20 protein-coding genes are annotated in these 26,154 nt (G+C 75.3%); 2 read left to right on the top strand and 18 right to left on the bottom strand.

Annotated elements, in window-relative coordinates; translation table 11 throughout:
- The first annotated feature begins 13 nt into the window (after positions 1 to 13).
- Entirely contained in the window at positions 14 to 4,621 is a 4,608-nt protein-coding gene (locus tag IE106_RS14075; RefSeq protein ID WP_189533685.1) for a phage tail protein, read from the top strand.
- Positions 4,618 to 5,277: a hypothetical protein gene (locus IE106_RS14070; protein WP_189533683.1), complete on the top strand. Its 660-nt coding sequence runs from the start codon at positions 4,618 to 4,620 to the stop codon at positions 5,275 to 5,277. Before IE106_RS14075 ends, IE106_RS14070 begins: the two co-directional genes overlap by 4 nt.
- On the opposite strand, the gene IE106_RS14065 is transcribed toward IE106_RS14070, so the two are convergent.
- The 18 genes from IE106_RS14065 to IE106_RS13980 are packed head-to-tail and all read right to left on the bottom strand — an operon-like array spanning position 5,265 to position 26,123.
- Complete coding sequence (locus IE106_RS14065) at positions 5,265 to 5,537, bottom strand: hypothetical protein (RefSeq protein ID WP_189533681.1); 273 nt, start codon at positions 5,535 to 5,537, stop codon at positions 5,265 to 5,267. The genes IE106_RS14070 and IE106_RS14065 overlap by 13 nt on opposite strands.
- 5 nt (positions 5,538 to 5,542) lie before the next feature.
- On the bottom strand, positions 5,543 to 7,741 hold the full coding sequence (locus IE106_RS14060; RefSeq protein WP_189533679.1) for an ATP-binding protein: 2,199 nt from the start codon (positions 7,739 to 7,741) through the stop codon (positions 5,543 to 5,545).
- 5 nt (positions 7,742 to 7,746) lie between these two features.
- A complete protein-coding gene (locus IE106_RS14055) occupies positions 7,747 to 9,483 on the bottom strand; it encodes a hypothetical protein (RefSeq protein WP_229840405.1) in 1,737 nt (578 codons plus the stop codon).
- Complete coding sequence (locus IE106_RS30695; protein WP_189533677.1) at positions 9,480 to 10,010, bottom strand: hypothetical protein; 531 nt, start codon at positions 10,008 to 10,010, stop codon at positions 9,480 to 9,482. The genes IE106_RS14055 and IE106_RS30695 overlap by 4 nt, the downstream gene beginning before the upstream one ends.
- A gap of 2 nt (positions 10,011 to 10,012) precedes the next feature.
- Positions 10,013 to 11,152 (bottom strand): hypothetical protein, encoded by a 1,140-nt coding sequence (locus tag IE106_RS14045; protein ID WP_189533676.1) that lies wholly within the window; start codon positions 11,150 to 11,152, stop codon positions 10,013 to 10,015.
- On the bottom strand, positions 11,149 to 13,200 hold the full coding sequence (locus tag IE106_RS14040) for a hypothetical protein (protein ID WP_189533674.1): 2,052 nt from the start codon (positions 13,198 to 13,200) through the stop codon (positions 11,149 to 11,151). Before IE106_RS14040 ends, IE106_RS14045 begins: the two co-directional genes overlap by 4 nt.
- 2 nt (positions 13,201 to 13,202) lie before the next feature.
- Positions 13,203 to 14,516 (bottom strand): hypothetical protein, encoded by a 1,314-nt coding sequence (locus tag IE106_RS14035; protein WP_189533671.1) that lies wholly within the window; start codon positions 14,514 to 14,516, stop codon positions 13,203 to 13,205.
- Positions 14,517 to 14,528: 12 nt separating this feature from the next.
- Entirely contained in the window at positions 14,529 to 16,490 is a 1,962-nt protein-coding gene (locus IE106_RS14030; RefSeq protein WP_189533669.1) for a phage tail protein, read from the bottom strand.
- A complete protein-coding gene (locus IE106_RS14025) occupies positions 16,487 to 18,526 on the bottom strand; it encodes a putative baseplate assembly protein (RefSeq protein WP_189533667.1) in 2,040 nt (679 codons plus the stop codon). Before IE106_RS14025 ends, IE106_RS14030 begins: the two co-directional genes overlap by 4 nt.
- Positions 18,523 to 20,463 (bottom strand): putative baseplate assembly protein, encoded by a 1,941-nt coding sequence (locus tag IE106_RS14020; RefSeq protein ID WP_189533665.1) that lies wholly within the window; start codon positions 20,461 to 20,463, stop codon positions 18,523 to 18,525. Before IE106_RS14020 ends, IE106_RS14025 begins: the two co-directional genes overlap by 4 nt.
- A complete protein-coding gene (locus IE106_RS14015) occupies positions 20,460 to 20,882 on the bottom strand; it encodes a GPW/gp25 family protein (RefSeq protein WP_189533663.1) in 423 nt (140 codons plus the stop codon). Before IE106_RS14015 ends, IE106_RS14020 begins: the two co-directional genes overlap by 4 nt.
- Entirely contained in the window at positions 20,879 to 21,580 is a 702-nt protein-coding gene (locus tag IE106_RS14010; protein ID WP_189533661.1) for a phage baseplate assembly protein V, read from the bottom strand. The genes IE106_RS14015 and IE106_RS14010 overlap by 4 nt, the downstream gene beginning before the upstream one ends.
- Complete coding sequence (locus IE106_RS14005; protein WP_189533659.1) at positions 21,577 to 22,758, bottom strand: phage late control D family protein; 1,182 nt, start codon at positions 22,756 to 22,758, stop codon at positions 21,577 to 21,579. Before IE106_RS14005 ends, IE106_RS14010 begins: the two co-directional genes overlap by 4 nt.
- A 10-nt stretch (positions 22,759 to 22,768) precedes the next feature.
- The gene (locus IE106_RS14000; RefSeq protein WP_189533657.1) at positions 22,769 to 23,440 is read right to left on the bottom strand and encodes a CIS tube protein; all 672 of its coding nucleotides are present in this window, start codon (positions 23,438 to 23,440) and stop codon (positions 22,769 to 22,771) included.
- Positions 23,437 to 23,613 carry a putative phage tail protein gene (locus IE106_RS13995; protein WP_229840403.1) on the bottom strand — a complete coding sequence of 59 codons (177 nt, stop codon included), beginning with the start codon at positions 23,611 to 23,613 and terminating at the stop codon, positions 23,437 to 23,439. Before IE106_RS13995 ends, IE106_RS14000 begins: the two co-directional genes overlap by 4 nt.
- A gap of 14 nt (positions 23,614 to 23,627) precedes the next feature.
- Positions 23,628 to 24,146 (bottom strand): phage tail protein, encoded by a 519-nt coding sequence (locus IE106_RS13990; protein ID WP_189533653.1) that lies wholly within the window; start codon positions 24,144 to 24,146, stop codon positions 23,628 to 23,630.
- A complete protein-coding gene (locus IE106_RS13985; protein ID WP_189533652.1) occupies positions 24,143 to 25,666 on the bottom strand; it encodes a phage tail sheath subtilisin-like domain-containing protein in 1,524 nt (507 codons plus the stop codon). The genes IE106_RS13990 and IE106_RS13985 overlap by 4 nt, the downstream gene beginning before the upstream one ends.
- A 1-nt stretch (position 25,667) precedes the next feature.
- Complete coding sequence (locus IE106_RS13980; RefSeq protein ID WP_189533650.1) at positions 25,668 to 26,123, bottom strand: phage tail protein; 456 nt, start codon at positions 26,121 to 26,123, stop codon at positions 25,668 to 25,670.
- Positions 26,124 to 26,154: the final 31 nt, after the last annotated feature.

The following is a 26,154-nucleotide window of genomic DNA, read 5'->3' as shown; positions in this document are numbered from 1 at the left end:
GGGATTCCGTCCGATGCCAGCGCCGAAGACCCTCGCGGTGCGGCCGACGGCGTCGACGGCGGTGTCGACGCCGACGAAGCGGCGGCCCGAGGCACCCGCTTCCGCACGGCCCCCGGCGGCCCCGTCCAACGCGGCGGTCACGGCCGCCCTCGTACGCGGAACCGGGCCGGCGACGGCCCCGCCCCTCCCCGGCCGACCGGCACCGGCCGCCCAGGACACGGTCGGCAACGGCGCCGTCGCCGCGGCCGGCCGCGGCGAGGCCGGAGCCGCCCCGGCCGCGGCGGCTCCCGCCCCGCCGGCGCGGGGCGGGGAGGCGGAGGCACCGGCGGCCCCCGGCGCCGGGCAGAAGGCGAAGGCCCGGCCGGGCCCCCACGCCGATCCGAAGTTCGCGGCCCTGAAGAAGGACGTACGGCACAAGAAGCGGTCACTCGCCGCCTCGCACCCCCCGCCGCGCGCCGAGGCGGTGGCGGCGCAGGACGCCGCGCTGCCGCCCAAGGACGACGAGGTGGCGCAGGGCAAGGCCGCCAACGCCGAGAGGATGAACGAGGCCGAGCCGAAGGAGTTCGACAAGGACGCCTTCATCAGGGCGGTCGAGAAGGCGATCGCGGACAAGGCCCCGAAGAACCTCGACGAGGCGGACAAGTTCGCCGACTCCGGCAAGGCCGACGAGGTCCGCGCGCAGGTGCACGGCAGGGTCGGCGAGGGCAAGTCGGACTCGGCCGAGCAGATCGCCACGACGACCGCCGCCCCGCCGGACACGTCGGCGGCCGTGCCCAAGAAGGTCGTGCCGATGAGCGCCGACCGGCCCCCCGGCGCTCCGGGCGCGCCGGACCCCGCCCAGGCCGTACCGGACAGGCTGCCGCCGTCGGCCACCGACATGTCGGCGGGCCCCGCCGAGGTCGACCGCCGGATGGCGGACGCCCAGGTCACCGAGACACAGCTGCGGAAGTCCAACGAACCCGGCTTCACCAAGGCCCTGGGCGAGAAGAAGGCCGCCGAGCGGCACTCCGACACCGCCCCCGGACGGCTGCGCAAGCACGAGGCGGCCGAGCTGCGCGCCTCCACCGCGCAGGCGAAGCGGCTCGGCACCGCCGCCATGGGCGCGATGGGCGCCGAACGGGTGCGCACCGGGCAGCGGGTCGACACGGGCAAGAAGGGCGCCAAGAGCCGGGACGAGGAGAAGCGGGCCCAGGTCACGGCGGTCCTGCAAGGCGTCTTCGACACGATGAAGAAGGACGTCGAGGCGATCCTGGAGGGCCTGGACAAACTCGTCGACGACCAGTTCGGCCGGGGTGAGAAGGCCGCCCGGGAGGCGTTCACCGCCGAGCACCGGCGGAAGATGGACGACTACAAGGACCGCCGGTACTCGGGCGCGACGGGCAAACTGCGCTGGGTGCGGGACCTGTTCGCGGGACTGCCCGCCGAAGCCGACAGGATCTTCGAGGAGGCCCGCGACACCTACGTACGCCGCATGCGACTGGTGATCTCCGAGGTCGCCGACACCATCGGGGCGGAACTGAACCGGGCCAAGCGGCGCATCGCCCAGGGCCGGGCCGAGCTGCGGGACGCGGTGCGCAGGCTCCCGGCCGACCTGCGGGGCATCGGGCAGCAGGCGGCGGCCGAGTTCACCGACAAGTTCGACGAACTGACCCAGGCCGTGGACGACAAGGGCACCCAGCTCGTCGACACCCTGGCCACCAAGTACACCGAGGCACTCACGTCGGTCGACGACGAGATCGCCGCGGAGAAGGAGAAGAACAAGGGGCTGGTGGCCAAGGCCGTGAACGCGGTCAAGGCCGTGATCAACACGATCCTGGAGCTAAAGCGGCTGCTGCTCGCGGTCCTCGCGAAGGCCGCCCAGGCGGTCATGCTGATCCTCAAGGACCCGATCGGCTTCCTGCGCAACCTGGTCTCCGCCGTCGGAGCCGGTCTGCGGCGGTTCCTCCAGAACATCGGCCGCCACCTCCAGCAGGGCATCCTGTCCTGGCTGCTGGGCAGGACGGCCGAGGCGGGCCTCGAACTGCCCGCGAAGTTCGACACCCAGGGCGTGGTGAGGATGCTCGCCGGGCTGCTCGGCCTGTCGTGGCAGAACATCCGTGCCCGGATCACCCGCAAGGTCCCCGAACCGGCCGTCGCGGCGGCCGAGACGGGAGTGCCCCTCCTCGCCGACGTCCGCAGGCGGGGCGTCACGGCGATGTGGGAGGACCTGAGGACACGCGTCGGCGACCTGAGGAAGAAGCTGCTCGACGACGTCATCGCCTACGTCACGCCGACGATCGTGGTCGCCGGCATCACGTGGGTGATCTCGCTGCTCAACCCGGCGTCCGCGTTCGTGCGGGCGGTGAAGCTGATCGTCGACTTCATCCGGTTCGTCGTCACCCAGGCCCGCCAGATCTTCGACTTCGTCAACGCGGTCCTCGACGCGGTCATCGCCATCGCACGCGGCGGCAGCGGCGGCGTCCCGGCCCTGATCGAACGCGCCCTGGCCCGTTCCGTCCCCGTCCTGCTGGGCGTCCTGGCGGCGGTCCTGGGCGTGGGCGGCGTCGCCGCGCGGGTCCGCCAGATCGTCCAGCGGCTGTCGGCCCCGGTCAACCGGGCGGTGGACTGGGTCATCGACAAGATCGTCGGCCTGGTCAAGAAGCTGTGGGCCAGGCTGAAGCCGAAGCCGGGCAGGAAGAAGCCCCCGAAGCGCCGCCCGGACCGCGACCGCCCCGGCGGACCCCGCCGGCGCGGGCGCCCCGACCGGCGCCGCAAGCCCGACCGGAAGCGCGACCAGAGGAAGAGGCGTCCTGACAAACGCTCCGAACAGCAGAAGAAGAACGCCCTCGACGCCGCCGTGCGCGACGCGACACGCCTGCTCAACGAGGAATCGGCCACGGTGAAGTCCGTGCGGCGCGGACTGCCGGCCATCAAACGGCGGCACCGCCTCACGCGGATCCAGCTCAAGAAGGTCGCCGAGGACAGGTACCGCGTCAGGGTGTCCATCAACCCGGAGGCGGAGACCCCGGTCGAGGACCTGGGCGACAAGTTCCCCTACAGGATCGGCCCGGCCGAGGGGCAGTTCAAGATCAGAAAGCATGGGAAGGTGGTCGACCAGCTCAACCCGATCAAGAAGATCCCCATGGCGGGGGACGACTCCCGGACCGGCTTCGTCATCAACATGGCGGCCGTCCCCGGCGAGGTGAAGAAGAACCCCGGCATGGCGGCCCGTTACCTGCACGAGGCGTGGAAACACCCCGAGACCAAGCATTTCGGGGAGGTGAGCACCGCCGTCGTGATCGGCGTGAACACCTTCGAGCACCTGGACCCGAAGAATGACAGCAGGGTCCTCAACGAAGCCATCGATTCGGTCAAACGCCCCGTCAAGCTCATCATGGCCGTCTTCGGCTTCACCTGGACGCCCAAGTGGCTCCACACCGACGGCCATGAGGTGCCCATCGCGGAGGTACGCAAGAAGTACCGGGATCTGACCGCCGAGGAGAAGCTGGTCGCCGAGCGGAACGAGAAGGGACTGCGCGACAAGGGCGCCCTCCCCTACGGGCTCTTCCGCGAGCAGGTGACGAACTCCTCGTACACCCGCGAGGCGGTGGCCGTCCTGTCGCGGGCGAACGACCAGGTCCACATCCTGGGCCAGGACGCCGACACCGGGGCCGCGGTGTCCGAGACCACCGGCGTCCTTGCCGCGTACCGGCAGATCCTCCAGGCGATGGACAGCCATCCCCTGATCACGATCGGTGGTTACCACTTCAAGGGCTTCGACTGGAGCCCGAAGGGCGACCAGCGCCCCAAGCAGCTCACGCTGCTCGCCAACACGCTGGACCGGGCCGTCCGGGTCGCGATCGGCAAACGGTTCCCGCAGATGCTCTACCCGACGGAGCCGAACATGCTCATCAAGGCGTGGGACCGCCGCCGGCCGGACGGCCTCTTCCAGAACAGCCGCGTCCACGCCCTGCGCCAGATCCAAGGCGGACTCTACGGAATCGGCCAGGCGGAGGGGCGCAACCTCCGTATCCAGCTCATGGAGCTCTTCGGCGAGGACTTCACCGTCGCCTACGCCCCCGAGGCCTCCACCACCACGAGCCCGGAGCCCGGGGACGAGGACAGGGGCCTGACCGTACGCCCGTCGGGCGTTCACCTCGCCGACAGGGGTCTGATGCGGACGAAGGGCGGCGGGGAGGCAGCCGTCCGTGTCGCACACCGCATGTACGCGCTCGTCATCCAGTCGCAGTCGTACACCAGCGCCCACACCCTGTCCCGGGAGTACTTCCACGCGAACCCCGGGATGTCCAAGAGCCTGCGGTTCACCCTGCGGGACACCGTCTTCGTCCACGTCGAGAACGTCGCGATGCTCATGGCCGACAACCCCAGGCTCACCGTGGAGAGCCAACGCGTACAGGCTGAGCTGCAACAGCTCGCGACAACCGTCGACCGGCTCGTCCGCAACGCGGAGCGGCAGCGCGACCCGCGGCGCAAACAGGCCGTCGAGAGAGCCCGGGACCTGACCCAGGACATCGTCAAGGCGATGACCGCGCCCGAGCTGCAGACCTTCTGGGAGAGTGTCCGTACCGCCCTCGACGATGCCATGAGGGACGCTCCGCAGAACGAAGGAGAGCCGCAGTGAATCCGGAGCACGTCGACCGCCTGCGGGAAGCGGCGTCGCGCGACGACTACGCCTCCATGGCCGACCTGGCGCGGGCACTGTACGAGACCGGGCTGGACCCGCGCGAGGTCCTGCGCGTGTGCTACGGCACCGGCTTCCCCGAAGAGGTCCTCACGATCGTCGACGCCGGGCTGTGGTCCCTCGACCTGCTGGCCTACTTCACCAACCAGCCCTGGCAGATGGCGGTCCCTCCCGACCGGGGCGGCCCCGCCGACGACCTCGACCCGATCGTCGACACCGAGCTGCTGGTCCTGGCCCTCGACCCGGACCTGATGCCGCTCGCGCAGATCCCCGCCGCCAAGGCCGGCGAGGACGACCGGATCCTCTGCTACCGCGTCGAGGAGCTCCGGGCGGGCCGCGCCACGGTCTTCTGCCTCCCCGCGGCGCCCTACCCCTACAGCGAGTTGCGGGACACCGAGGCGACACGCTGCGGCGACTCCCTGCTCGCGGTCCTGCACGAGGTGCACGCCGACGAGCTCCGCCGGCTTGAGGAGGAACTCCACCAGCCGTGGAACCGGGGCGCCGGGTCGGTGGACCGTAGGGAAGTGGAGCAGGCGCGCGAAGCCGTGGAACTGGTCCGGGAGCTGTGGCGGAGGGCGACGGCTCAGGAGGGCTGAACAGCCTTCGGCCGCGCTGCCCCCGCCACGCCCGTGGGCGGCAGCCCGACGGGACCCGCCTGGGCCGCCGCGCCCGCCACCGCCGCGTTGCCGACCTGGTCGTGCCCCGCCGCCAGGAGGCGCACGAAAGCGGTCTGCGGCTGCACCGGCCCCGTGGCCTGCGGCGTCTGGCGGGTCGCCGTCGCGGTGTCCTGGGCGCGGGCCGGGGGGACCTGCGCGAGGAGGCGGTGCAGCGAGAGCGGGGGTTCGGTGGGCAGCATGCGGGTCACCCCTGGGACGCGGCGTCGAGCAGGTGGGCGTGGGGGCCGAGTTCGGACGGGCGCAGCAGGCGGGCCTCGCGCTGGAACTGGCGCGTCACGCCGCGTACGACGTGCCGCATGCCGATCGCGTCGCCGCCGCCGTCCGCCGCGGCCAGGGCGGCGGTGCGGGCCGCCGCCGCGATGCCGGCACCCGTCATGTCGAGGCGGGCCAGCGCGTCGAGGTCCACGTCGGGGGCGAGCGGGGCCTCCCGGGGGAACGCCAGCCGCCACAGCCTGCGCCGCTCGGCCACGCCGGGGCGGGGGAAGTGGACCACGAAGTGGAAGCGCCGGGTGAACGCCGGGTCGATGTTGTCCTTGAGGTTGCTGGTGAGGATCACCAGGCCGTCGCTCGCCTCCAGGCGCTGGAGGAGGTAGCCGACCTCCAGGTTCGCGTACCGGTCGGTGCCGTGCTTGACGTCGCCGCGCTTGCCGAACAGGGCGTCGGCCTCGTCGAAGAGCAGCACCGCGTGGCTCTCCTCGGCCTGCCGGAACGCGGTCTCCATGTTCTTCTCCGTCTCCCCCACCCACTTGGAGACGACCTGGGCCAGGTCCACCTTGAGCAGTTCCAGGCCGAGCATGCCGGTGACGATCTCGGCGCTCATGGTCTTGCCGGTGCCCGGCTCGCCGGTGAAGAGCGCCTTGACCCCGCCGTGCGCCGAGCGGCGGGCGAAGCCCCAGGTCTCGGCGATCCGGGGCCAGGCGCGGAACGCCGAGGCGATCTCCAGGATCTGCTGGAACTGGACGTCGGGCAGCACTAGGTCGTCCACGGTGCGCCGGGGCGTGATCGAGCGCACGGCGCTGCCGCTGCGCCCCCGGGTGACGGTGGCGATGGCGGGTTCGACGTGGCCGGCGACCGGTTCGGGGCGGCCCTCGCCCGCCAGGCGCGCCCCGGCGTCCGCGACCGACGCCACGGCGCGCAGTTCCCCGCCGCTCATCCGGTACCGCACGGCGAGGTCCTCCAGGAGGGGGCCGTGCAGGTCCGGGAGGGCGGCCGACCACATGGCGCGACGGTCGGTGAACCCCGGTTCCGGAACGGTGAGTTCGGCGTACGCGCGGGTGGCGAGCAGGACCGCCGGGCGCCAGGGCCTGAGACCGGTGAGGCACACCGGCACGCGGGAGCGGAGCAGCGCGGCGGACACGGCGTCGGCGTGCTCCCGCCGCGGTTCGCCGTGCAGGTCGTCGGTGGGGATCCACAGCACCGCGCCCAGCGCGGCGGCCGTCCGCAGGTCGGCCTCGGGGTCCTCGGTCAGGGCCCGCAGCGATGCTCCGGCCGCCCGGACCAGGGCCTGTACGGCGTCGAGCTGTCCGTCGGGCGGGCGGCCCCACAGCCCGGCGAGGTCGATGCGGCCCGCGCCCAGGGCGCGGCCGAGGCGGGCGAGCCGGTCCGAGGACAGGTGCGGGGCGAGGAGGCGCGGGTCCGGTGGGGCGACCTCGCCGGGGTCGTGGCCGAGCAGGCCCACGTCGGTGCCCCAGCCCAGCAGGAAGTCCAGCACCCCGGGACCCGGGAGGAGTTCCTGGGCGAGGTCGACGGCGGCCTCTCCGTGGGCGCGCAGCAGACCGTACCGGCGCAGCGGCCCGGTCGGCCCGAGCGCGCGGCGCAGCGCGAGGCGGGCGGCGGCGCCCACGTCCCGGTCCTCTCCGAGCCGGTCCCCGGCGTCCTGGTTCTCCCCGTCCCGGTCTTCCCCGAGCCGGCCCTCCCCGTCCCGGTCCTCCTCGCTCAGGGCCACGACGGTGGCCAGCAGTTCCACGCTCGGCAGCCGTCGGTTCAGGTTGTCCACGACGTACGCGTAGATCCGCTCGTAGCCGCGGTCCAGTTCCGGCGCGGCCGCCAGCAGCAGCGCGTCCTGTTCGGCGCGGGACAGGCCGAACCGGGTGGCGAGCGCGTCCAGGGGCAGGACCCGGCCGTCGGCCGACGCGCGCCGCCTCAGTTCCCGCTCGGCCTCCGGCTCGGACCGCCGGGGCAGGCGCGGCCCGGTCATCGCGTCGGTGAAGGCGTGCACCTCGCCGAGCAGCACGTCGACCTGTTCGTCGGTCACGCAGTACGGCGTGAGGTCCGGCCGGGTGAGCCGGGCCGCGAGGCGCGCCTGCCGCTCGACGGCGGCGCGCAGCGCCCGGTGGACGTCCGCGAAACGGATCCGCAGGTGTTCCAGTGCCGGTTCGCCCATGGGGCTCATCCTCCGGAGAAGGTCAGGGCCCGCCCGCCCAGCCAGGGCACGTCGGGGACGTCGGCGAGCAGCCCGCCGCGCAGCAGGTCCGCGTGGCGCCGTCCCATCGGGACGCGGACCCGGACCGCGGCGGGCTCGAACCGGACGGTGGCCTCCAGGTCGGCGAAGCGGTCCAGGGCCAGCAGCGGGTCGGGGGTCTCGCGGTCGCGCCAGAGCGTCCAGGCGATCGTGGACAGGCCCAGGGCGGCGGCCAGGGTGACGGTGCGTTCCAGTGCGCCGTCCCGGGCGAGCGGCACCGCCCGGCGCTCGGTGACCAGGGCGGTGACCAGCTCGGCGAACCGGTCGGCGTGACCGGGCAGTCCGGCGGCCAGGCGCGGGTCCGGCAGCGGCCGCGCGGCGCCCGTCCACAGGGGCGTGCGCCAGGGCAGCCGCACGAGCGGGTCGCCGCGCAGCGGCCGTACGCCGGTCAGGAACGGCACGTCCGCCGAGGCCAGCTCGCGCAGGCAGCCGGGGGGCAGGGGGCCGCCGCAGACCAGCACGGGCGGCCGGTCGCAGGCCCGCCAGTGGGGCAGCAGCGCGGCGGTGTCCGACGCCCAGGCGATCGGGAAAACCCCCTGGGCGTCGAGGAGGAGCAGCCCGTCGTCGGTGCCGCCGAGCAGGAGCGGGTCGGCGGGGTCGTGGCCGCGGCACACGGAGAGCGCGAGGACGCCGTCGAGCACCGGGAGCGCGGGGCGCACGGCGTGGGCGAACGCGGCCAGCCCCTCCTCGGGGACGGGGGGTTCGAGTCCGGCGAAGGCGGCGGCCGCCTCGCCGTCGTGCTCCCCGCGGCGCCAGCCGCGCGCGGTCGCGCCGAGGGCCTTGTACGCCAGGGCCGCGGCGAACAGCGGCAGCTCCCCCGCCAGTTCGGCACCGGCCAGGGCGGGGCCGACCGCGTCGAGGTACCCGATGCGCGCCAGCGGGCCGACGAGCAGGAACGGCAGCACGGAGCGCACGTGCACCTCTCCGGTGGCGCGCGCCGCGGCGGCGCCGCCCCGCGGCGGGGCCGGTTCCCCGGCCGTGCGGTCGTACGGGCCGGTCAGGGACCGCACCAGCCGTGCCGCCTCCTCGCGGCCGGCCGGCCCGGCGTACGCGGCGAGCGGTCCGGGCGGGGCCGCGGCGCCGTCGCCCGCGGCCCCGGCGGGGAGGCGCCCGGCCGGCGCTCCGGGGCCGGCCCGCCGGGTGAGCTCCGTGAGCAGCCGGGCGGCCGCCGCGTCGCCGGCGCCGAGCAGGGCGAGCGCGTACAGCCCGAGCGTCTCCGCCGGCAGCAGCGCGAGCAGCGCGTCCAGTTCGCCCCGCTCGGCGAGTTCACCGAAGAGCGCGGCGGGCGCGGGTACCGCCCACGGGTCCGCCGCCTCGGCGAAGGACTCCCCGAACGGCACCGCGTCGGGGGGCGCCCCGCCGGGGGCCTCCGCCGTCGGGACCGGCGCGAAGTGGACCTCGGCGGGCGCCTGGGGCCGGCCGGGCCCACCCGCCCGGACGGTGACGGTCACCGGTTCGGTGATCTCCACGTCCGGGCCGTCGCCGGTCAGCTGCTCCGCGAAGTGGGCCGCCAGCATCTCCGGGAGCGTGTCGATCACCTCCCGCACCAGGCCGCGCGGATCCGGTCCCCAGCTCCACCCACCGCGGCGGACCACCGTCACCGTGCACCGGTGCACGGTGACCTCGCCGGCCTCCCCGGTGGCCCGTCCGGTGGGCGCGGTCACGTCACCCCCGCCTTCTCCAGGCGGCCCGCCCAGCCCGCCACGAGCACCAGCACGCCGTGCGTGCTGCCCGGGGCGAGGGTCACGGGCAGTTTCACCCGGTCCTGCTGGGCGGGGATCTCCCCGGCGAGCACCCGGGTGTCCTGGTCGTCGGAGACCAGGGCGACCACCCGGGCGGGCCGGGCCGCCGCGACCCGGACGGTGACGGTGAGGCCGTCCGCCGCCAGCGCGACGCCGCCGCCCCACTCGGCCAGGCGCAGCAGCGCGGGCCTGGGCGCGCCCTCGGCGGTCAGCTCGACCGCGAAGGCCAGCGGGTCGGTGAGGACCTCCGGTTCCTCGTCCACGGTCGCCACGGCGAGTTCCCCGGCGTTCAGCGGAAGGATGGCGGTGCGGCCGCCGCCGAGGGCGACCCGCAGCGGCAGCGCGCGCCCGACGAGCGCGGCGGCGTCGACGGGGGCGGCGGCGCCGGTCAGGGCCAGCGCGCCCACCACGTGGCCGGTGTCGGCCGCGTACACCACGGTGAGGGCCATCGTCAGGCACCGCCGTTCGTCGCCGCGACCGTCGCCAGGACGAGGAAGTCGACGGCCCCGGGCCGTTCGACGACCGAGGCCGGGACGGCCAGTGGGTCGTACAGACGCGTCCGGCACCTGACCCTGCGCTCGTCGTCCACGGCCGCCTCGACCGTGCTGACCAGCGTGGAGTCCGTCGCGGTCGGGGGTGTGCGCGGGGTCAGCCGCACGTGGACCACGACCCGGCCGTCGGCGACCTGCTCCGGGGTGACGCCGGCGGGCAGCGGCAGCAGCATCCCGTCGGTGGCGGTGCCGGACGTCACCAGGGTGCTGCCGGCCGGCATCCGGCCGCTGAAGCTGCCCTCGACGGTGAGGTTGCCGTTGGCGGCGACGGTCATCAGCGGGGCGACGGTGCCGCCGCCCCGGTACAGGCCGAAGACCAGGCCCGGCTGGTCGCCGCCGGACAGCACGAGCGCGGGCTCGCCCTCCCGGACCACCGGGCCCGTCCGCAGGGTGAGCGAGCCGGAGCGGGCCGCGACGGTGTCGGCGCGCACGCCCGTGAAGCGCACCCCCACTCCGCGCGCCTCGGTCTCCACGCCGCCGAAGTGGCCGTCCGTCCAGCGGACGTAGCCGAGCAGGACGAGCCAGCGGGCGGGCGGGGCGGCCGGTGGGGCGCCGACCGCGGGCGGCCGCTGCTCCTCGACCAGCCGTTCGTCGCCGAGGCGCCCGAAGAGGATCTGGTACGACTCCTCCACGCGCGTCCCGGTGGCGCCGCCGGCGCAGGAGACGGGCCCGGGGGTCCCGCCCGGTTTCCGGTCGGTCGCGGTGAGGAAGACCGGGTAGGGCTCGTCCGTGGGCCGGTCCGCGCCGTTGACCTCCTCGAAGTCGCTCTCGCGCAGCACGACCGGCTCGGTGACGACCACCTCGCGGCCGGTGCCGTCGACCGCGATCCCCGGCTCCACCCTCACCTCGGCGTGGCGGGCGTCGGTCAGCGGGTCGGTGCGGGGCTCGGCGACCAGGCCGAGCCCCTCGGCGATGCCCCACTCGTGCAGGTGCCGGGCGTGCCGGACGGCCAGGCCGCGCGCGTACTCCACGGTGGCCGACAGGTCCGCGGCGGCCAGTACCTGGCCCTCGTGGAAGGCGGGGCGCAGCGGGCCGGTCACGGCGCCTCCCCGGTCTTCCGGTTACGGGAGGGGCGGGTGCGCCTGGCCGGGGGCCCGGCGGGCCCGTCCTGGCCGGACGGCTCCCCCGCCGCCCCGCCCGGCGGGTCCCCCCGCGTCCCGTCCGGCGTCCCGTCGGGGTCCCGGCCGGGCGCCCGGTCCGACGCTCCCTCGAGTTCCGCGAGGCGCGGCCCGAGCCGTTCCGGGACCTGCTCCCGGAGGCGGGCCATCTGGGTCCGCGCGCCGGCCAGCTGGGTGCGCAGCCCCTCCAGCGCGGCGGTCAGGTCGGCGACGTGCGTCCGCAGCGCGGCCAGTTCGTGCATGCTGTCGGTCACTTCGCTGGGCGTCGTGTAGACCTGTTCGTGCAGCGCCTTGGGCGGTGTCTCCCCGGGGGCGGGGGTGAGCAGCAGGGACAGCATCTCCTCCAGGTCCCCGGTGCGCGGCCAGTCGCCGAGCAGCCCCTCGGCGTACGGGCGCACCACGTCGCCGTCCGGGGGGAGCGCCGGCCCGCGGTGCCGGGGCACGGGCCGGCAGCACAGCCGTTCGGCCAGTTCCCGCAGCCGGTAGAGCTTGGGCAGCCACTCGCCGTACGCCGAACCGCCCGGCAGCACCTGCTCGCGGGTGGCCGAGCAGACCCGTACGACGTCGCAGCCGTCCAGTTCCAGGTGGGCGAGCAGGACGTCGGCGTCCGCGCAGTCGCCGCAGGGCGGGTTGAGCGTGGCGCACGCCGTGTCGGTCAGGAAGCGCCGCAGGGCGGTGGTCAGGGCCGCCGCCGCTTCGGCGATCCGCTGCACCTCGGCGACGGTGGCCTTCTCCGTGCTGTCCCGGGGCGGGGCCGGCAGCGGTGGTGGCGCGTCGACGGCGGCGACCTCCGCGCGCAGCCGGCAGTCGCCGCTCTCGCCCGCCCGGTCCAGGCGGCCCAGCAGCCACTCCCGGACCAGGCCGAGGTCCGCCCGGAACTCCGCCCGCAGCGCGTGGCTCAGCGGGGTGCCCTGGGCCAGCATGCGCACTTCCAGCGGCGCGTCGGCGTCGCCCCGCTCCGGTACGACCCGGGCGGCCGTCTCGGTGACGACGGCGCGGGCGAGCGTGCGGCGCAGCGGGTCGGGCCACACCGCCTCCGTGTCGGTGCCGTCGAGCCGGTCGCACGCCGCGCCCAGGACGCCCCGGGCCTCCCGGACCGTGGCGAGGTCCGGGTACTCCCTCGTGAGCCGGTCCCGCCCGGCCGCGTCGTGGGTGTCGAAGCGGGCCACGGCACTGGCGAGCGCGCGGACGTGCTCGGTCATCTCGCGGGCCGCCGGCGGGGGCGGGGGGCCCTCGCCGGCCGTGTTCTCCCGCAGCCACGCCAGGGACGCGGCGTAGCGCCCGGCGTCGGCGGCGTCGAGGCGGAACGTCCGGCCCGTGCCGGCCGCGGCGGCGGACAGGGCGTCGAGGTAGTGGCCGAGCCGCCGGTCCCGGGTGCGTGCCCGGTCGGCCCGGGCGAGGTCGCCGATGCCGGCGAGCAGGCGGGTGCCGGGGTTGTGGCGGTGGTCCTCGGCGTCGTCGCACCTGACGACGAAGCGGAACCCCTCCTGGATCCGGGAGGGCACGCAGCCCGGCGAGGAGCAGGGCTCCTCCGTGGCGTACGGGGCCACCGGTTCGACGGGGAGCTCCTGGTAGCGCACGTAGAGGCCGTAGCGGCGCCCGCCCTCCTCGTCGCAGTCCTCGCCGCAGTCCACGCCGAGGGCGGCGACGCGCTGTTCCCGGACCAGGGCGCGCACGTCGACCTGTTCCGTGCAGGGCACCACGATGTCGTTCCCGGCGCAGTCGAGCGCGTGCCCGGGGTGCACCGCCACGGTTCCGCCGCCGCAGGGGGCGCAGGTGACGCCGAGGCCGCAGACGACGCCCGGTCCGTACAGGGAGCGGTTGCGCAGCCTGTCCTTCGCGGTCGTGTAGTCGACCAGGAGGCCGAGGTCGTCCTCGGTCAGCAGTTGGCCCGCGAAGAAGCGAGGGCGCACGAAGGCGGAGGTCCGGGTGGCGTCACCACCGCAGCCGCATCCGCAGTCTGTTCGCATGATCAGCGCTCCTTCACGAAGAACCAGCTCTCGAAGACGTCCCCGCCCGCGCCGGTGCCGGACGTCCAGGGACCGACGCCCGACGGGGGGAGGTCGCATCCGCCGCGGGCCCCGGGGGCGTCCGCGCGGGCGTCGATGGTCGGTACGCGTCCGCCGACGTGGGTGCCGTCGACCGGGCGGCGGCAGCGGTCCAGGACGAACGCGGCACGGACGGTGATCATGACGCGGTCGCCGTCCTGGAGCGTCTCGCGCGTGGTCTGGCGGTAGCGGAACCCCCGCGTGAACTCGCCGCAGCCGTCGTCCGGTTCGGCGAACGTGCCGCCCATGTACCAGGTGGAGGCGTTGCGGCCGCTGCCGCCCTCGATCACCTGGAGCTCCACCACTCCGGGCCGCAGGCAGTCGGTGCGCACGTCGCCGGAGAAGCGCACCACCAGCCCGGCGTCCTCGTTCTGGGTGCCGAGCAGCGCCTTGGCCTCGTCGACGGTGTAGGTGTGTCCGTGGATCCAGTTGATCCCGGTGATCACCGTGGGCACGTGGCGGCCGAACGGGCGGCGCACGTTCATGTGGATCCGGTCCCGGCGCACCGGCTCGTGCCAGTCCACGCGGTCGATCCGCGCCAGCCACAGCACCTTGTGCTCGCACCGCGAGCAGCAGGTGTCGCAGCGTTCGTCCACCGGCGGCTCGCAACCGGTGACGCAGACCCTGTAGCACTCCTCGGTCCAGCCGAACTCGCAGTCGGAGGTGTCCGCGCAGCCGTCGTCGTAGACGGCGCGGGTGGCCTCGACGGGCCGCTCGGCGTAGCGGACGCCGACCCAGACCGTGTCGGTGTCCCGCTCGTGGCGGGGCAGCGCCTTCCACAGGTCGATCACACAACCGCCCCGTACCACGACCTCGTTGCCCTCGCAGTCCACGGCGAGGCCGGAGGTGAGCCTCACCCTGGCCCTGCGCCGGGCGTGCTCCGCTTCCGCGCCGCTCTCCCCGGCCGGCGCGGATCCGTCGGCCTCCGCCGTGCGCCCGCCGGCCTCCCCCGCGTGCCCGCCGTCCGCGGCGTGCCCGTCGTCCGCCGGGTTCCCGTCGTCCGCCGGGTACCCGCCGCCGGGCGGGCAGTCGTCGTCCGGCGGCACCGGCTCCACGAACAGGCCGCACACCACGCCGTAGCCGAGCAGGCCGCGCATGCGCAGCCTGGCCTTCTCGAGGTGGTACGCCTGCTCGCGCTGGAAGTCCCGGGCGCCCAGCATCTGGCCGTGGAAGTACCGCAGCCTGCGCAGCGGCGGCACGTCGGGCCCCGCTGCCGCCGGTGTTCCCGTATCGGTCATCTCCCCGTCCTCTCAGGTCACTTGCGTATGCACACCGACGGCGGAGACGACTCCCACACCCACCCCTCGGCGCGATCCTCTGGGTCCCGGCCTGAGCACCCCGTCGCGGTTCAGCCGCAGCGAGCCACCGAGCACGGGGACCGGCAGCGGGACGAACGCGGTGTCCACGCCGACCGTGGAGCGGGAGCCGACGACGAAGCCGGCGCCGCCGGTCCGCACCGACCCCACCGTGTGCGCGGGCGCCTGGCGCTCCACCAGCCGCCGCAGCGCCCGTACGTCCGCCGATCCGTCGGGCAGGAGCACCCGGAACCGGTGCGCGTGGGCGGTGAGCGGGTCGGCGTCCGGATCGCCGAACGCGCGCAGCGGCGCCGCGCCCAGGGCCGAACCGCCGACCCGGAAGCGGCTCGCCGACCGGCCGAACAGCCTGACGGAGCCGAGCCCCCGGTCCGGCCCGGCGCCGCCGGGGGCCGCCCGCAGCCGCGCCCAGCGCCGGTCGGCCGCCTGCTCGTCGACGACCGGGGCCACCCCGAACACGATGCGCACCGCCTCCCGCAGCGCCCACGGCGTGCCGCGGCGCCGGTACAGCTCCGGGGCCGCGGCCAGCAGGGCGCGGCGGGTCCGCGCGTCCCAGCCCGCCTCGAACGACAGGCCCAGCAGGCCGGCGAGCCACGGCAGCACCCGGTCGGGCACGCCCGCCGGGTCGAGGAGGGCCGGGTACCGCTCGATGGCGCGGTCGAGTTCGGCGAAGGTGGCGTCGAACAGCGACAGGAAGCGCTCGGTGAAGTCGTCGGCCGCGGGGTCCTGGCGGAAGGCGGGCGGCAGCAGGTCGGCGCTGGTGGTCCGGGGGAAGTCCAGCCGGATCCGGTGCACCACCGGAGTCGCGCCGCCGTCGCCCGACAGCCGGAGCCTCAGCCGCAGGAAGCGGCCGGGCGGCTGGTCGACGAGGAAGTCCCCCACGCCCGGGGCGGCGGCCTGCCAGTCGCTCTCCTCGTGGTGGCCGTCCTCGGTCACCACGATCTCGGTGCGGACCGACGTGCCGGCCGGCACGTCGGCGTCGACGCGCACCCGGTGCCAGCGGCAGCGCGGGATACCGCTGTCGATCAGGGTGGTGACGTAGGAGCCGCCGGTCACGTACACGTCGGTCGCCGGCGGCCCGGCGTCCCGGGGCAGGCCCCGCCAGGTGTGGCAGCGGGTCTCGGGGCCGTCCGGGCCCTCCTCGTCCAGGCAGAAGCCGTCCTCGGTCGCCGAGGTGAGCGTGGACGGCGGCAGTTGTGCCGCCAGTTCCTCCACGGTGGCGGTGCGGAAGGGCCGGCCGGGGCCGCCCCGGTGGACGCTCAGCCGGGTGCCGTCGTCGGTGAGCAGCCACACCGTCCGCCCCGGCCCGGTGCGCAGGCCGACGACCTCGCCCCGGGCGCCGGTGCGCAGCACGCCGCGGAAGCCGCCCGTCGAGTCGAACCGGCGCAGGTCGGTGCTGCCCTGGCAGGCGATCAGGACCTCGTCGCCCGGCGCCATCGCGGCCCGGCGGGGCCGCCGCACCCGGATCACCCCGGCGAGCTGGGCGCCCTCCCGGCGCCACACGGACACCCGGTCGGTCCCCACCACGGCCAGCCGGTGTCCGCGCGCGGCGACCGAGACCGGCTCGCGCGGCCCGCCGGGGAGGCGGGCGGGCGGCCACACGGGGGTGAAGGCGCCGGTGCAGGCGTCGCGGCGCAGCAGCAGCCGCTCGCCGGGGACGAGCAGGTACCAGGCGCACGGCCCGCAGCCGGGCGCGAGGCGGGGGTCGGGGAACCACGGCAGCAGCCGGGCCCTGGTGGGGCCTTCCGGCGCGGGGCCGCGGTGGGCGAGCCGGATCCCGGCCGGGTCGTCGAACCCGACGACGCCGCCCGTGCCCGGCTCGCTCCCGGCGGGGGCCTCGTCCCAGCCGACGTACGCGTCGAGGAGGCGGAAGGTCGCGGGGAGCGGGGTGCACGTCATGGCCGGTCTCCTGCCGGGATCAGCAGCGGGCGTTCGGGCCAGACCAGTTCGTGGGGCCCGATCGCGTGGTCGGTGCAGGTGGGCAGCCGCACTCCGTCGACGGTGAGCGCGAGCCGGGAGACGGCCAGGACCCCGTCGACCGCGAGGAGGCGCCGGACCAGCGGGGTGTGCCGCAGCGTGCCGCCGAACGGCCAGCCCGCGCCGTCCTCCCCGCCGCGCAGCGGGTCCAGGTGGGTGCGCACCGCGTCGCCCGCCCTCGCCAGGACGGCGGCGCGGTCGAGGTCCGGGTCGAGGGCGAGGTGCGACTCGACGGCGACGCGGCGGTACCGCGCGGGGGCCGCGACCACGGTGACCCCGGCGGGGGCGGCCTCGCGGGTCAGGAAGTCGGCGACGGCCCGCAGGGTCGCGGCGGTGGGCACCGGCGGTTCCCCTCCGTCGTCGCCCGGTGGCACGACGAGGACGCCCACGACGCCGGGGATCGGCGCTCCGGGGAAGTCGGGGTGCAGGCCGGGCACGCCCCGGGCGCGGGCCACCGACGCGCCGGGCGCGCGGGTGGCCAGCAGGCCGTAGTCGGCCGGGGCCACGGCCCGTCCCCGGGCGCGCAGCTGTCCGACGCCCCGGCGCATCGTCTCGGCGTCGGGTTCGGCGTCCGTGCCCCCCGAGGACGGGAAGGGGTTGGTGACGCCGATGACGTACGGCAGGGCGGTCACCACGGCGTTGACGGCGCCGGCGCGCACGGCTCCGGCGCTGCCGCCGCCCACCCGGTAGCGGACGGCGCGGACGTTGCGGAAGCCCGGCGGTACGGCCGCGCCGTGGACCCCGTCGCCGAAGGCCACCTCGCCGCGCTCGTGGTCGACGGTGAAGACGCGGTCGTCGGCGCCGTGGGCGGCCAGGCTCTCCACCTCCCGCCAGCGGGTGGCGGATCCGGCCGCGGTGCCGAACACGTCGGCGCCGGCATCGTCGTCGACCTCGACGACCACGGACCCGGCGAGGACGGGCGCCTGACTGAGCCTCATGCGGCGGGAACCGCTCCCCCCGGTGTCCTGGATCGGCTGCAACGGCTCGTCCCTGATCGTGCGGGCGGCCGTGGCGGCGACCGTGTTCAGCCGCAGCCCGGACAGCACCGGGGCGGGTCCGTCGAAGGCCCCGTACGCGATCCGCAGGCGCAGCCAGCGCAGCGGGGGCCGCGGCCGGGCACCGGGCGGGCTGCCCGGCGCCCAGGTGCGCGGGACCCGCAGTTCGACGGTCCCGCTCGCCCGGAACCCGGCCGTGGAGTCGCGCACCAGCTCGGCGGGGACCAGCCGGGTGCCGTCCAGCACGTCCCAGCGCAGCAGCGGCGCGGGGGCGGGCGGCAGGGATGCCGGGCCGCCGGACCGCGCGGGCGCGGGCGGGGCGGCGGCCACCACGAAGCCCAGCGAGAGGCCGGGGTGGGGGGCGGCCGGCCCGGAGAGCCCGATCCACAGGCCGTCGCCGGGCTCCGGGTCCCGGCCGAACGGCGCGAACGGCCGGCCGGGCCCGGCCGGCCCCAGCGGCAGGGACTCCCGCATCCCGCGCTCCTGGACGACCAGGGCGGCGAGCGTGGCCGGGGTGGCGTACAGGTCCCGGTCCGTCTCGTACACCACCTGCCCGGCCGGACCGGACGCGGCGCTCTGGAACCCGGCCGGTACGAGGACGGAGGTGCCGTCCGGCGGGTTGACGGTGAACTCCAGGAGGACGGCCGCCGGCCCCGCCGGGCGCCGCCGCACCCCCGCCGTCACCAGGTGCTCGGCCAGTACCTTCTCCGGCAGCCGGTTGACCCGGGCGAGCACCGGCTCGGCCTGCGTGCCGAAGAGGCGGACGAGCGCGACCCCGGCGTCCTGGCGGTCGGGATCGGTCCAGTCCGGGGTGTGGCCCGCGATCCGGCCGCGCACACCGGCCCGGACCGCCTCGCGGGTCGCCTCGGTCAGCTCGGGCTGGACACCGGTCGGTCCGGGACCCGGGACGATCCGGCCCTCCTCCTCGCGCGCGGCCCTCTCCCACCACACCTCGCCGGTCACGCGAGCCCCTCCCCCGGTTCGACGGCGGACACGATCCGGGTGCGGACCGCCCGCAGGACGGGCAGGTCACCGGGCCCGATCGGCACTTCCCGGCAGTCCTCGTCCGGGTCCGCCCCGTCGAGTCCGATCGCCACGGCGGAGACGTTCGCGAGGTCGCCCAGCGCCTGCTGCGCGGCCCGCAGCAGGGCCGAGGGTCGCAGTGGCTCCCCGAACGGCCAGCCGTCCCGGCCGCCGCCCCCCACCAGCGGGTCGAGGAAGCGGCGCAGCGCCCCGGTGAGCACGGCGGACACCCGGGCGCGGTCGGCGGGGTCGCCCGACAGGTCGGCGCGCACCGCCACGTCGCGGTAGCGGGGGGCGCGGACGAAGACCTCCGAGGTGAGCAGCCGGGCCTGCTCCAGCCGGGCGGCGACCGCGCACAGCGTGCCCGGGTCGGGGTGCGGCGCGGCGACGAAGTCCTCGCGGTCCGGGTCGTCGCGCGGTACCGCCGGTACGAGGTGCACGGTGACCGCGCCGGGCACCGGGGAGCACGGGAAGCCGGGGTGCTCGCCCAGGGAGGCGTGGGCGCGGGCGACGGCGACGCCCGGTGTCGTACGGGCGAGGGTGACGAAGTCGTCGGCGGTGACCGCGCGGGTCACCTCGCCCAGGGAGGCGGCGGCGCGGCGGCGTGCCTCGGCGACGGTCTCCGGTTCGGCGCCGCCCTCGGCGCGCACGAGGTTGGCGGCGGTGACCGCCGCCGGGGACTCCTCGGCCGGGACCCAGTTCGCGGTCGTGCCGCCGTTGCCGTCCCGTCCGCCGCCGACGGCGTACTCGACGCTCGCGTCGCCGCCGGGGCGGGGTACGCGGCCGGTGAGTCCGTCGCCGAACACCACCGCGCCCTCGGCCCGGTCGAGTACGAAGATCCGGTCGGCCGGGCCGCCGAAGGCGAAGTCCGGTACCGGCCGCCACTCCTCCCCCGCGAGTCGCAGGCTCGCCTCGACGAGCCGTTCGGCGGCTTCCGGCAGCACCAGCCGCTGGCCGGGCAGCTTGAGCCAGGCGTCGATCTGCTCGCGGAGTTCGCCGGCGGGCGCGGTGCGCCGTCGGAGGTGGCGCGCGGCGGAGACGTTGACGGCGAGCTGGAGCAGGCGCGGCGGGGCGGCGTGGGTGGCGGCCGGGGTGGAGACGAGGACCCCGCTGTCCCGGGTGGTCCAGCCGGAGGGCGGGTGGAGCCGTACGACCCCGGAGCGCCTGAGCCCGGCCGTGCCGTCCTCGACCTCCTCGAACGGGCCGCACAGGTCGGTGCCCGGCCGGAACCAGGACCAGGTCAGCTCGGCGGGGGGCGGCACGTCGGCGACGGCCCCGGGCAGCCACGACGGCGCGGCCGCGGCGGGGGCGTCCAGCTCGAACAGCAGGCTGAGCGGACCGGGCGCGGGGTGCGCCCCGGTGAGCGGCAGCGTGAACCGGGCCCGCGCGGGGGCGCCGTCGGCGGCCAGGAGCGGGACGCCCCGGCGGGCCTGCAGGTCCGCCGTGCGGTCGCGGTCGGTCCACACGGTGGGCTGCGCGTCCTCGGCGAGCGGGAAGACGGCCACCCCGTCGTCGAGGGTGAAGACGACCCGCCCCGCCGGGTCACGGGTGAGTGCCGTGCCGGCGGGGACGACCGGGACGGCGGTCCCCGCCCGCCGGGCGGTGAGGCGCAGCACGGTGGCGGCGGGCCGGGCGGGGCGCGGGGGGTCGAGGCCGAGCAGCCGCAGCACGGCGACCACGAGCGCGTCGGGCAGCTGGTCGAGCCAGTACAGCCGCTGTTCGAGGAGGTAGGCGAAGAGTTCGAGGAGGGTGACGCCGGGGTCGACGGGCGCGTGCAGCGTCCAGGTGCCGTCCGACTCGGCGGGGACGCGGCGGCGGACGGCCGCCATCATGTCGGCCCAGGTGAGGTCGTCCAGCCGGGGGACGGGCAGGGTCACGGGGTCCTCCCGGTGGGGCCGGTGAGGCCCGTGAGCCCGGCGTAGAAGGGGAACACCAGGTTCGCCTTGGTGTTGCTGCGCCGGATGCGGTAGACGACCGAGACGGTGATCCGCGACTCGTCGGCCGGGTCGGCCTCCGCGCGGACCTCGTCGAGGTCCACCCTGGGCTCGTGGTCCCGGACGGCGGCGGCGATCGAGCGCTCCAGGTCGCGCAGGTTCTGCACGCTGCCGGGCGCGAAGACCAGCTCGTGGGCCCGCGTCCCGAGGTCCGGTCGCATGACCCGCTCGCCCGTGCCGGTGAGCAGCAGCGCCCTCAGGCAGTGTTCGATGCTCTCCTCGCCGACGGCGTAGCCCAGCCGCCCGGACGCGTCGGGCAGGATCGGGAACCGCCAGCCGGTCCCGAGGAACTCCTCGCTCATGCCGTCCTCGCCTTCCTGGCCAGTACGGCGGGGGTGAGGGGCGGGGTGGGCGGGCCGGTGGGCCCGGCGGGGGACGGGTGGGTGTGCGTGTTGAACGCCTGGAGCAGCGCGTTGCCGAGCACGAGGGGCTCGGTGGCGCCGCCGCCGAGGTCGATGGAGGGGGAGTCGACCGTCACCTTCGGCGCCTTGAGGGTGATCTCCCCCTGCGCGGTCACGGTCACGCTGCCGCCCTCGGCGGCGGTGACGCGGATCGCCTTGCCCTGGTCGTCGAGCTCCACCACGTGGCCGGCGGCCGACCTGATCCGGACGGCGGCGTCGGACCGGGTGTCGTCGAGGAGCACCTCGTGCCCGTGCCGGGTGCGGATGACCTTCTGGTCGCGGCCCCCGGTGCGGGCGGCCGGCGGTTTGTCCTCGCCGTTGTAGAGGCCGCCGAGCACGATCGGGAACCGCATGTCCCCGTGGACGAAGGCGACGAGGACCTCGTCGCCCTTCTCGGGTACGAACACGGTGCCGTAGCCGTGCCCGGCGTACGGCTGGCTGACGCGGACCCAGTCGGTGACCGTGACGTCGTCGAACCACGGGAACCTCAGTTTGACCCGGCCCTCGTCGTCGCCCTCGTTCTCCACGACGAGCGCCTCGACGACGCCGTAGTACCGCTTGTCGGTGCTGCGGGCCCGCGGTGTGGTCCTGCTGGTCACTGGTCCCCCTGGTGGATCCGCCGTCCGGTGAACTGGGTGAAGAACCCGCTGGTGTTGAGGGTGTGCTCGACCCGTTTGACGAAGTACATGCCGGAGAACCGGCGCCCGAGGCCGTGGATCTCCAGGTTGTCGCCGGGCCGCAGCTCGGGCAGGCCCGCCACCTTGCCGGTGGCGGTGATGAACTCGTAGGCCCGTTCCCGCAGCAGGCTGATCGCCAGTTCGCGGGCCTCCTGGTCGCTGCCGACCGGCGCGTCGACCAGCACCTCCTGGCGGCCCTGGAGCGTGGACTCGGCGACCTGCGGCCCGCTCTGCCCGTCGGCGGTGTTCTGCCCGGCCGGCAGGTTCTCCGCGGTCGCGGTGAACGCGATGGGCTGTTTGGCACGGGGGTCCCAGCCGCGCACCGTGACCTTGCTCACCTGCTGGGACACCGTCAGGGTCGGGGTGAACTCCAGCAGGTTGGGGACCAGCCCCTCGGGCTGGGCGGCGGGTCCGGTGGACAGTCCCGGCGCGTAGGCCAGCCGGTACACCCGGATGGGGCGCCCGTCGCGGCCGTCGGTCGGCCTGATGAAGTAGAGCGTGTCCTCGCCGGTCCCGGGGTCGGGCAGGATGTAGCAGTCGAAGTCCAGCCGCTTGGCCCGCTCCAGCAGGAACGTCGCGTCGTCCTGGTTCTTCTGCACCACCCGGTCGTGCGTCGGCCCCTCGCGGGTGACCTCGACCCTCAGGTGGTTGCGCTGGGCGATCTGCTCGGCGATCCGCCAGTCGGGCAGGTTGCGGTAGATCTTGGTCTCGTTCTCGGTCGGCTTGCGGTCCTTGAGGCGCAGCAGCCCGTCCACCCCGCTGACCTGGACGGTGGGGGACGCGCTCTCGGTGAACCTCGGGGCGAGCGTGGAGATGGTCCCGGTGGCGACAGTGAGCAGCCTGTCGGCGTAGCCGAGCCGTACCGAGACCCGGCCGCCGAGGCGGAAGTCCGGCGAGTCGCTGTGCTTGAACCGCAGGTTGGCGTCGTCCCAGTTGTTGAGGGTGAGGTCGAAGCCGGACATCTCGTCGATGTCCCGGTTCACCTTGATGTCGATGATGTCGTTCTTGGTGGCCGGGTCCATCTCCAGCCCCTCGATGCGCACGTCGAACTCGGGCGCGTACCGGTCGGGCGAGGCCACCTCGGGGGTGGGGGTGCTCATCGCGCGCTCCTCACGGCAGCCGGGGCACGGTCAGCACCCGGCCCGGCCGCAGGTCCCGCGGGTCGGTGATGCCGTTGGCGCGCGCCAGTTCCCGCCAGGCGTCGGGCCGCCGGTACAGGGCGCTGGAGATGGAGCTGAGCGTGTCGCCGCGGCGCACCACGTAGCTCTTCTCCACCGTGGGCGAGGAGCGCGGGGTGTCGGCGACCTGCAGGGCGGCCGGGCGGAACTCCTTGAGCGAGAGGTCCAGCAGGGCCCGCAGCGGTACGCCGTCGGGCCGGAACAGCTGGTAGTTGACGTCGAGTTTCTCCACGACACCGGTGAAGACCTCCTCGTCCCACACGAACCGCACGACCGGCGGCGCGTGTTCGCGGCTGTCGGGCCGCAGCAGGGCGCGCAGGGCGTCGACGTAGGACTTCCGCACGTTCTCCAGGGTGTCGGAGGTGTCGACGAGCGCCTGGACGGTGAGGGTCTCGGTGCCGCCGCGCACGTACTGCAGGGGCGGGGTCTCCAGGCCCGGGATGGTGATCTCGGCGAAGGTGTTGCTCTTGCTCAGCTTGTAGTCGGTCGGGTTGAACCGCAGCGGGATCCGCCGGCGCCGCTCGTCGGCGATCACCGGCCGGACGATCTCCAGGTGGGCCTGGGCCGCGCCCTGGCGGGCGAAGGACACGGGCGTCACGCTCACGGCCGGTCCTCCCCGTCGCCGAAGGAACGCTCGGCCTCGGTGCGCCTGGCACGGGCGCACGCGTCCTCGTACAGCCTCGACCAGGCCTGGATGTGCCGGTTGAACAGGCGGGTGAACACGGCACCGTCGTCGCCGTCCACCTGGAACCGCACTTCGAGATGGTGAATGGTCACCTTCGGCACGTCGGTCACCTCCCTCGGTTCGGCCGCGGCGAAAGGCTCGCCGCGGGGTCCTGAAGGACCTTGGTCAGTCCCTCGTGGGCGATCTCCAGTGACTCGACGGCGATCGCGTTCTGCTCGGCGTGCAGGTCCGGGCCGGTCCACTTGGCGGCGAGCCCGCCGTGGAACGCCCAGGCCGCGCCGGGCACCCCGTCCGGGCCGAGCACGATCACCGCCCCGTCGCGGCGGGCGCCCAGCGAGTCGGCGAGCCCGGCCTGGTACCAGGCCCACAGGCCCGGATCGCGCGCCACGCCGCGCTTGAGGACGAGCCGGTTCCACGAGTGGCGCAGCGGCAGCTGGTGTACCGAGTCGTTGCGGCCGCCCTCCGGGTAGCTCGTCACCTCCAGCTGGGCGCCCAGGCCGGTGACCTCCTGGAACGCTCCGGACGCGGCCAGCGGCAGCAGCAGTGCCTGTGCGGGCGGCAGGTACGCGTCGCCGGGGTCGAGGGTGACCAGGAAGCGGTACTTCGGCAGCGGGTCCCGGTTCACGCCTCGATCACCTCCAGGCCCCGGTCCTGGCCGAGGACGAGGCGCAGCCGGATGAACTCCATGGGGACGGCCGGGGCGACCTCGATCTCGCAGACGAGCAGCCCCGGGTCCTGCTCGGGCGGGTTGTTGGTGTCGTCGCACACCACCCGGAACGCCTGCTCGGGCCGCGCCCCGGCGAGCGCCCCGGTCCGGAAGGCGGAGAGCAGCACCGAGGTGACCGCCCTGACCAGGGTCAGCCGCAGTTCGGGTGAGTTGACGTCGAACACCAGCGGGCCCGCCACCCTCCGCACGGCGCGCACCAGGAGGTGCACCAGGCGGCGGTGGGCGATGTGGCGGGTGCGGGGGTCCGTGGAGAGGGTGCGGCCGCCCCACACCGTCAGGCCCCGCCCGCGGGTGCACCGCACCAGGTCGACGCCCGCGTCGAACAGCCGCACCTGCTGCGGTTCGGGGAACGCGGCCGCCAGGTCGACCGCCTCCAGGACCACGGCGTTGGCGGGCGTGTGGTGCGCCCCCCGCTCGCCGTCGAGGCGGGCGATGACGCCCAGGACGTGGCCGGAGGCGGGGACGGTGCGCAGTCCGCTGCCGGCGGGGGTGCGCAGCGCCGGGTGGTAGACGGCCGTGCAGCCGAGGAGCCGGCCGTCGCCGGTCGCCGCGAGCGTCCCCACCCAGTCGACCACCTCGTCCACGGAGGACAGCCGGGGCGGTACGTCCAGGACGGCCAGCCGGTCGTGCAGGGGGGCGATGCTGCGCAGGAGGGCGAGCACCACGTCCGTGTGCGCGCCGCCGGCCAGGTCGGTGCCGAGGTCCGGCAGCGCCACCAGCGCCGGTTCCGGGAGTTCCGCCTGGACGGCCACGGCGTCCTCGTACGCGCCGCGGGTGGGCGCGGAGTCGGTGCCGCCCGCGAGCGTCAGGTCCCAGGACACCGAGATCGGGCCGGGGCGCCCGGGGGGTGGCGGGGGCCCGTCCGGGACCAGCCGGACCAGCCGGGACGCGGTCAGCCGGTCCGCCGCTTCGGGGAGCGGCAGGCCGGGGAAGGCCTCGGGCGGCTCGCCGGGCACGTGGACCCGTACGCTCACCGTCGGCGGTCCGGCGACGGTGCTGGCCTGGTAGCGGATGGCGACCCGCCCGCCGTTGGCCCAGGTCCCCGGGCTGGTGGCGGTCACCTGGTAGCGCGTGGCGGGGAATCCGCCCAGCGGGCCGACCGTCCACCGGGCCCGGGCGGTGCCGGCCGGGCCGGACACGCGCACCACCCAGGCGGTGCGGCCGCCGTTCTCGAAGAAGCCGCGCAGGGCGTAGGGGGTGGCGAAGGCGCCGTCCTGGGGGTCCCTCGCGCCGGGCGTGCCCGGGGGAGGCCCGAAGGCGCCCACGACGTCGTTCCAGCTCTCCACCCGCACCGGGGCGCCGATCGGGCCCCGGCGGAGCCGGCCGAGGAACGCCGCCACGTCCGTGCGCAGCGGTTGCGCCTCGGAGCCGCGCGGCGCGGACGTCAGGGACACGCCGGGAAGCGCTTCACTGGTCATGTCAGACGTCGATCTCCAGCTTCTCGACCGCGAGGACGAGCGTCTCCATGGCGATCTCGTTCTTGGTGGCGCTCAGGGTGGGGCCGGTGTACTTGGTCGGCCAGGCGCGGTCGAAGTTCCAGCGCATGGCCTCCTGGCGGTTCTCGTCGAGGAGCACGATCGAACCGGACGTGCGCCGCACCTTGCCGTTGAGCGCCTCGACCACCCAGTTCCAGAAGCCGACGTGCCCGGTGACGCCGCGCTTGAAGGTGAGGTTGGTGTACTTCTTGAGGCCCGGGATCTTGCGGACGGTGGTGTCCTCGCTCCCGGTGCGGTACTCGATCGGCGGGATCTCCAGTTCGAGGCCGCTGGCCTCGGTGAAGGAGCCGCTCACCGCGACGCCGTCGTCGCTGACGTTGGTCACGATGATCTGGAAGTTGTAGGAAGCGTACGGGTCTTCCCTGGTCACGGGCGGCATGGCGGCCCCTCCTCAATCCTCGGTCGGACGC

Origin of the sequence: Streptomyces roseolilacinus, from assembly GCF_014649335.1 — a bacterium.
GTDB lineage: Bacteria > Actinomycetota > Actinomycetes > Streptomycetales > Streptomycetaceae > Streptomyces > Streptomyces roseolilacinus.
This window is presented reverse-complemented; position numbering and strand designations above follow the sequence as displayed.